The following is a 2,410-nucleotide window of genomic DNA, read 5'->3' as shown; positions in this document are numbered from 1 at the left end:
CGAGAAGGGCGACGGCGACCGCCGCGGCGGTGTCCGCGACGCCAGCGGCACGACGTGGTGGATCGCGCAACAGACCGGCTGAGACCGCGCCTAGCGCACCGACACCACCGTGCACGGCGCATGCTGCGTCACCTTCAGCGCCACGCTGCCCAGAAGCATCGTCTTCAGCCGCCCCAGCCCCCGGTGCCCCAGCACGATCATGTCCGCCACGGCCGCCTCCGCCATGTCGAGAATCGCATCGGCAGGGTCGCCCTGCGCGCTAACCGTCTCAACCTGTGTCACGCCCATCTCCTTGGCCCGGTCGGCAGCGCGGCGCAGGATTTCCTCGCCTTCCGCCTGGGCGACGCAGCCGGCAACGCCGATCAGCGTCTCGCGGCCCTCGCGGGCGCGGGCGGTCTTCAGGTCGCGGTAGCGGCCGAGCGCGGAATAGACCTTTTCCGCCGCCTTTTCGCGGATATGGCACGTGTTGAGCAGGATCAGATCGGCGTCCTCGATAACCTCGGTCGGCTGGTAGCCGTCGGCGGCCAGCGCCTCGCCCATGCGTTCGCTGTCATAGACATTCATCTGACAGCCATAGGTCTTGATGAAAACCTTGCGCTGGTTGGTGGCGTCCTGCCGGGTCACTGTCGTCGTTTCCTGTGTCATGGCGGGCCTTTTAACGCGGTTTGGCCTTTGAGAAAATGAAAAAATACGTGACCCGGAAGGGCTTTTGCCGGCGGGCTTCACCGCCCGCTCAGGCGATCGGCGAGAAGCGCGCGCATGCGGCGCTCCACCTCCGCCGCCGCGTCCTTGCGCTTCGTGTACGCCGTAAAGGTCACGCTTTCGCCGAAACAGACGTCGACGTCGAGCGCCCGCGCCCTGATGACGCCGGCAAGCGAGGGCAGCATGGCGACATCGCCCGGCCAGGCGACGACGGGGCGCATGAACCGGCCCATCGGCATGCCCTGGATGCCGGTATAGGCGACAGCCACCGGCTGGACGTGAACCGTGCCGTCCGGCGAATAGGGCACCGCGCTCGAGGCCGCGCCGAAAAGCGAGTATTTGAGCGGCAGCAGCCGGTTGCCGTCAGACGTCGTGCCTTCCGGAAACAGGATGATGATCTCGCCGGCGGCCATGCGCTCGGCGATCGAATTGACCTGCCGACCGGTCCCGCGCCTGTCGGCGCGCTCGATGAAGACGGAGTTCTGCAGCCGGGCGAACAGGCCGAAGATCGGCCAGGACCGCACTTCCGACTTGGCGATGAAGGCGACATCGGCAACGCGGCCGAGGACGATGATGTCGAGCCAGCTCGTATGGTTTGCCGACAGCATCAGCGGCCGCCGCGCCTCGATTTCGCCGTGGACATGAATGCGGATGCCGAGCACGAAACAGGCCACCATGTGCCAGTAGCGCGGCATCTTTCGGGCGAGTTTCCAGCCGCGCCACAGCGCGATAATCTGCAGCGGCGAAAGGATGACGGTCGCGAGAGACAGGGCAAGCGCCACATATGCATAGCGCAGCCAGATCATCGCCCTAACCTCCCCGAATAACGTCGTGACGTTCGGGGTTAGCCGAGATCGCGGCGCATGACAAGCGCGGTCGAGCGGCTTCCGTCGTCGTGCGCGTAATAGGCCTTGCGGCGACCGACCTCATGGAAGCCGAGCTTGCGATAAAGCCCGATGGCAGCCTGGTTCTGGGCATCCACCTCGAGCAGCATATAGGCCGCGCCGCGCATGCGCGCTTCCTGCATGGCCGCCACCATCAGCCGCCAGCCGACCCCGTTGCGGGCATAATCGGGACCGACGCAAATCGTCAGGATCTCCGCCTCCTCCTCAACGCTGCGCGCCAGCACGAAACCGGCTGCGGGCGGGCTGACGATGCGGTTCACATGCCGCGCGATATGACCGAAGACCGGCGCCTGACCCAGGAGCTTGCGCAACTCCCCGGCACTCCAGGCATGGGAGAAGCGCTGGCGGTGAAGATCGGCAGCCAGCCCCAGATGTTCGTCACCCAGGGGAAACAGCTCTATCTCCGGCGATCGTCTGAAAAAGGGAAGCATGGCAGATCCGGAACAGTCAGCGGCGGGCGACGGCGTATCCCGCCTGCGGCCTGGCGTCCGGCGCGCGCAGATAAAGCGGGCTCACCGGCCCTTGCGGCCGGAAAACGGCGCCAAGCCGTGCGATGGTCTCGATCTCTATGTGGGTCACGTCGCCTGCGACCTCCAGCCCGGCAACGCTTGCTCCGGTGCCGAAGGCAAGGGCATCGTGACGACGCATCAGGCCATCCAGCGCATCATAGGCACAGGCGGACGGCTCGGTGAGCGCTGCGCCGTCGGCGCCGAAGACCTGAGCATAGGCCTCGCCCCGGCGCGCGTCGATGGTCGCCATCACGCGGCCCTTCGACAGTTTCCGCGCCTGGAAGCCAAGTGCGG

The 2,410-nt window shown here is 66.4% G+C and carries 3 protein-coding genes and 1 pseudogene; all 4 read right to left on the bottom strand.

The window, feature by feature from the left end; translation table 11 throughout:
- Positions 1–90: 90 nt before the first annotated feature.
- Entirely contained in the window at positions 91–645 is a 555-nt protein-coding gene (locus tag AC5DC2_RS22950) for a universal stress protein (RefSeq protein WP_491700160.1), read from the bottom strand.
- 77 nt (positions 646–722) lie between these two features.
- Complete coding sequence (gene olsA, locus AC5DC2_RS22945) at positions 723–1,508, bottom strand: lyso-ornithine lipid O-acyltransferase (RefSeq protein ID WP_024708295.1); 786 nt, start codon at positions 1,506–1,508, stop codon at positions 723–725.
- A 38-nt stretch (positions 1,509–1,546) separates the two neighbouring features.
- Positions 1,547–2,038, bottom strand: a complete 492-nt coding sequence (locus AC5DC2_RS22940) for a GNAT family N-acetyltransferase (protein WP_024708294.1) — start codon at positions 2,036–2,038, stop codon at positions 1,547–1,549.
- Between the two features lie 16 nt (positions 2,039–2,054).
- Positions 2,055–2,410: pseudogene (locus tag AC5DC2_RS22935) on the bottom strand (tRNA (adenosine(37)-N6)-threonylcarbamoyltransferase complex dimerization subunit type 1 TsaB); the annotation flags it as partial.

The sequence above is a fragment of the Martelella sp. genome (assembly GCF_984369615.1).
Note: the sequence above shows the minus strand (reverse complement) of the source record. Positions and strands in the feature narration are given on the sequence as shown.

Excerpts from the sequence above, each read along its gene's own strand:
- AC5DC2_RS22950 (WP_491700160.1), bottom strand. The coding sequence starts at position 645 with ATGACACAGGAAACGACGACAGTGACCCGGCAGGACGCCACCAACCAG.
- olsA (WP_024708295.1), bottom strand. The coding sequence starts at position 1,508 with ATGATCTGGCTGCGCTATGCATATGTGGCGCTTGCCCTGTCTCTCGCG.
- AC5DC2_RS22940 (WP_024708294.1), bottom strand. The coding sequence starts at position 2,038 with ATGCTTCCCTTTTTCAGACGATCGCCGGAGATAGAGCTGTTTCCCCTG.